Here is a 3,602-nt window from a genome sequence, read left to right on the forward strand (position 1 = left end):
TCACCCTCTCAGGTCGGCTACGCATCGTCGCCTTGGTGAGCCGTTACCTCACCAACTAGCTAATGCGCCGCGGGCCCATCCTGTAGTGTTAGTATCCCAACTTTTACAATGACACCATGTGGTGTCATTGATTATCCGGTATTAGCTCCGGTTTCCCGAAGTTATCCCAGTCTACAGGGCAGGTTGCCCACGTGTTACTCACCCGTCCGCCGCTAACCTCATAAGAGCAAGCTCTTATGAGGTCCGCTCGACTTGCATGTATTAGGCACGCCGCCAGCGTTCGTCCTGAGCCAGGATCAAACTCTCCATAAAAGTGTTTGATGTAGCTCATTGTCACAAACGTGACGTTTTTAAAACATTGACGAGATATCATGTATCTCATTTATTTCGCTTGGCTTTTTGTTCAGTTTTCAAAGAACTTTATAGTCGCTTGTTAACGACAAGATTTATTATATCACGAAACCAAATTCTGCGCAACATCTTTTTAAAAAAATGTTTTCGTAGATCTTCATTTAGTTTCTTTAGCGATAAATATTATTCTAACATAATTAATTGACAATAGCAACATCTTTTAAATCATTGAACTCTGTTACACTTAATTATGACGACATTAAATACTTTATCATATTTATTAATTCCACGCAATGTATTTTTTAATGTTTTTCATCTGGGTCATTATTTTTCTTAACGTACGATATAATACCCAACCCCTTTATTTAAATGTATCTTACGGAGATTTTTATTTCAAGTGCTCTTCATATTCGCTTTCATCTAATCCAAAGCCACCATTTTCGATTATACACTTTTCAGCTGGAACTCCAGACAATTTTATATAGGTAGAAAAAATACTGATTAGGCCTTTTTCGCCTTCTACTGCAAAAAATAGATTAGATAATTTTTAGGAGGCCAAAAGAAAAAAGCATTCAGGTTTTGGCCTGAATGCTCTATATATTATGCGTATTTTTCGTCGTTGGTATTATTGTCCATTTCGAATTTTAAATATTGTTTGATTAAATTAGTATCTGAATGACCTGCCAATTGAGCGACAATCGATAGATCTAGACCTTTTTGCACTAAGTTGTAACAAAAGGTGTGTCGAAGTTTATGCGGATGAACTCCGAATTGTTTTAACGTATGCTGAACGGTACGAGCAGCAATTCGTTTTTGATAATTCGATAAAAATAGAGCTTCTTCTTGATCATCTCTAGAATTTAAGTATTCCTTTAGATGCTGAACGACCGACCTTGTCAGTGGAATCGTTCGATTATTGGCTTCTTGTTTACTTCTAATGATTAGTTGTCCTGTTTGGTTTTTTTCATTTAATTTGAGGTCAGATGTATTTAACGAACAAAGTTCCGAGACACGAATTCCTGTTTCTAACAACGTATAAATGATAGCAGTATTACGTTTATTCCCAGCTGCCTCGATTTCATTTAATAGATTCTTAACTTCTTGTTCACTTAAAATCTCAGGAACAAACGCCGCTTTATCATTTTCACCTTTTTCATATTGAATATCTTGCGTAAGATCTAATCGATTAATGGATTTTGCATACGTATTAATGGTATTAATGATCTTTTTAATCGTTGAAAAACTGCGTTGTTCTCCTTGCAGGTGACTTATATAAGCTTGAACATCTTCTTTATTCACTTCTTTATTGAATTTACCATGACTTTCTAACCATATAAAGAAAGATTGCAGAACTCCGCAATACGTTTTCTTAGTATTTTCTGACCTGCCTTTTTGAGAGAGATAGCTTCCAAAAGAATCTAGTATTTCAGTTATGTCTCCATTTTCAGAATATTGATTTTTCAAAACTATCTCCCCCTCATGGTTTTGCAATCAGTATACCTTGTTTTAAAAAGTATGTCAATTCTACGCAAGAATATGACAAAAACTAATAAAATAACCCAAAAGTTCAATAGTAAATTGATCTTTTGGGTTATGTATGTATACTATTTTTTTTATAATTTATTTAAAATTTCTTACGCACTCTTCAAGTACTATTATGTTATTTAGCATAGTAGCAAATTAATCGAGGATCATTCACTTAAAACTGGTGCGGGTGAAGGGACTCGAACCCCCACGTCAAAGACACTAGATCCTAAGTCTAGCGCGTCTGCCAATTCCGCCACACCCGCAATATTAAAATGGTGAGCCATGAAGGACTCGAACCTTCGACCCTCTGATTAAAAGTCAGATGCTCTACCAACTGAGCTAATGGCTCATGATGTATAATCATGTGTAGTTTATCATGTTGCTTACGGACGATGTCTTCCTTCGTGGTCCTACCTGTTCCTTCCTCTACTAGTAATCCTTTGTAGCAGGCTGTGTCGGAACAACTCGTAGCAAATTCACGCTGTCTTGCTCGTAACTGAGCTAATGGCTCATGATGTATAATCATGTAAAGGTGGTGCCGGCGAGAGGACTTGAACCCCCAACCTACTGATTACAAGTCAGTTGCTCTACCAATTGAGCTACACCGGCTAAAAAATTGGTGGAGCCTAGCGGGATCGAACCGCTGACCTCCTGCGTGCAAGGCAGGCGCTCTCCCAGCTGAGCTAAGGCCCCAAAAGTATTAGATAAACCGTGCACCCACAATTGATACGGACACATGAGTGTTACTTATGTAGCCAGCTCGATCAGGGCGACCTGCGGCACACAGAATGATCTACTTATGGCTGCTTCCTTCCGGATCTGACCAAGTTCGTAGGTTCCTGTTGCGCAGACCCCAATGGTCAACACTACTTGCATAAGGCAAACCTCACATATATCGCACCGCTTGTGGGAATTCAATCCTGCTAAGGCGGGTTGCAGGTTACAGGGCACCGCCAACTCCCCATCTAGCACGGTAAGTATTTAGAAATGTAACTTATGTTTTTATAAAATGGTGACCCGTACGGGATTCGAACCCGTGTTACCGCCGTGAAAGGGCGGTGTCTTAACCGCTTGACCAACGGGCCATCGTATAAACTGTCCTGGCGGAGAAGGAGGGATTTGAACCCTCGCGCCGGTTACCCGACCTATACCCTTAGCAGGGGCACCTCTTCAGCCACTTGAGTACTTCTCCAGATTTTGGCTCCACAGGCAGGACTCGAACCTGCGACCGATCGGTTAACAGCCGATTGCTCTACCAACTGAGCTACTGTGGAATATGGTGGGCCTAAGTGGACTCGAACCACCGACCTCACGCTTATCAGGCGTGCGCTCTAACCAGCTGAGCTATAGGCCCACAAATAATAAATGGAGCGGGTGATGGGAATCGAACCCACGACATCAGCTTGGAAGGCTGAGGTTTTACCATTAAACTACACCCGCAGGTTATTCACTTAAAAATCATGCCTCTTTCTCTTCTAGCAAATTCAATGAAGCTAATGCGTCGACGCAACTCGTAGTAAATCATAGATGTGTTGCTCGTGGCTGAGGTTTTACAATTAAACTACATCCGCATCTTTTATCTTCTTTTAATTATAAGCTGGTCGGGAAGACAGGATTTGAACCTGCGACCCCCTGGTCCCAAACCAGGTGCTCTACCAAGCTGAGCCACTTCCCGTTTAATATGGCGCGCCCTGAGAGATTCGAACTCCCGACCTTTTGATTCG

At 40.9% G+C, this 3,602-nt stretch carries 1 protein-coding gene, 10 tRNA genes, 1 rRNA gene and 1 other RNA gene; all 13 read right to left on the reverse strand.

Annotated elements, in window-relative coordinates:
- Positions 1 to 312, reverse strand: a 16S ribosomal RNA gene (locus tag N7Z68_RS23985); the annotation flags it as partial.
- Positions 313 to 951: 639 nt separating this feature from the next.
- A complete protein-coding gene (locus tag N7Z68_RS23990; RefSeq protein ID WP_275120942.1) occupies positions 952 to 1,815 on the reverse strand; it encodes a tyrosine-type recombinase/integrase in 864 nt (287 codons plus the stop codon).
- A 242-nt stretch (positions 1,816 to 2,057) separates the two neighbouring features.
- A tRNA-Leu gene (locus N7Z68_RS23995) sits at positions 2,058 to 2,141 on the reverse strand.
- A gap of 10 nt (positions 2,142 to 2,151) precedes the next feature.
- Positions 2,152 to 2,227: transfer RNA gene (locus N7Z68_RS24000), tRNA-Lys, on the reverse strand.
- Between the two features lie 184 nt (positions 2,228 to 2,411).
- Positions 2,412 to 2,487: transfer RNA gene (locus N7Z68_RS24005), tRNA-Thr, on the reverse strand.
- Positions 2,488 to 2,495: 8 nt separating this feature from the next.
- Positions 2,496 to 2,571: transfer RNA gene (locus N7Z68_RS24010), tRNA-Ala, on the reverse strand.
- Between the two features lie 16 nt (positions 2,572 to 2,587).
- Positions 2,588 to 2,852: signal recognition particle sRNA large type (gene ffs, locus N7Z68_RS24015), an RNA gene on the reverse strand.
- Positions 2,853 to 2,888: 36 nt separating this feature from the next.
- Positions 2,889 to 2,963 (reverse strand) — tRNA-Glu (locus tag N7Z68_RS24020).
- 16 nt (positions 2,964 to 2,979) lie between these two features.
- Positions 2,980 to 3,070, reverse strand: a tRNA-Ser gene (locus N7Z68_RS24025).
- 6 nt (positions 3,071 to 3,076) lie between these two features.
- Positions 3,077 to 3,152: transfer RNA gene (locus N7Z68_RS24030), tRNA-Asn, on the reverse strand.
- A gap of 3 nt (positions 3,153 to 3,155) precedes the next feature.
- Positions 3,156 to 3,232: transfer RNA gene (locus N7Z68_RS24035), tRNA-Ile, on the reverse strand.
- A gap of 12 nt (positions 3,233 to 3,244) precedes the next feature.
- Positions 3,245 to 3,318 (reverse strand) — tRNA-Gly (locus tag N7Z68_RS24040).
- A 158-nt stretch (positions 3,319 to 3,476) separates the two neighbouring features.
- Positions 3,477 to 3,553: transfer RNA gene (locus tag N7Z68_RS24045), tRNA-Pro, on the reverse strand.
- Positions 3,554 to 3,602: the final 49 nt, after the last annotated feature.

This window comes from Alkalihalobacterium chitinilyticum, assembly GCF_029028005.1.
In the GTDB taxonomy this organism is placed as follows: Bacteria; Bacillota; Bacilli; order Bacillales; family Bacillaceae_F; genus Alkalihalobacterium; species Alkalihalobacterium chitinilyticum.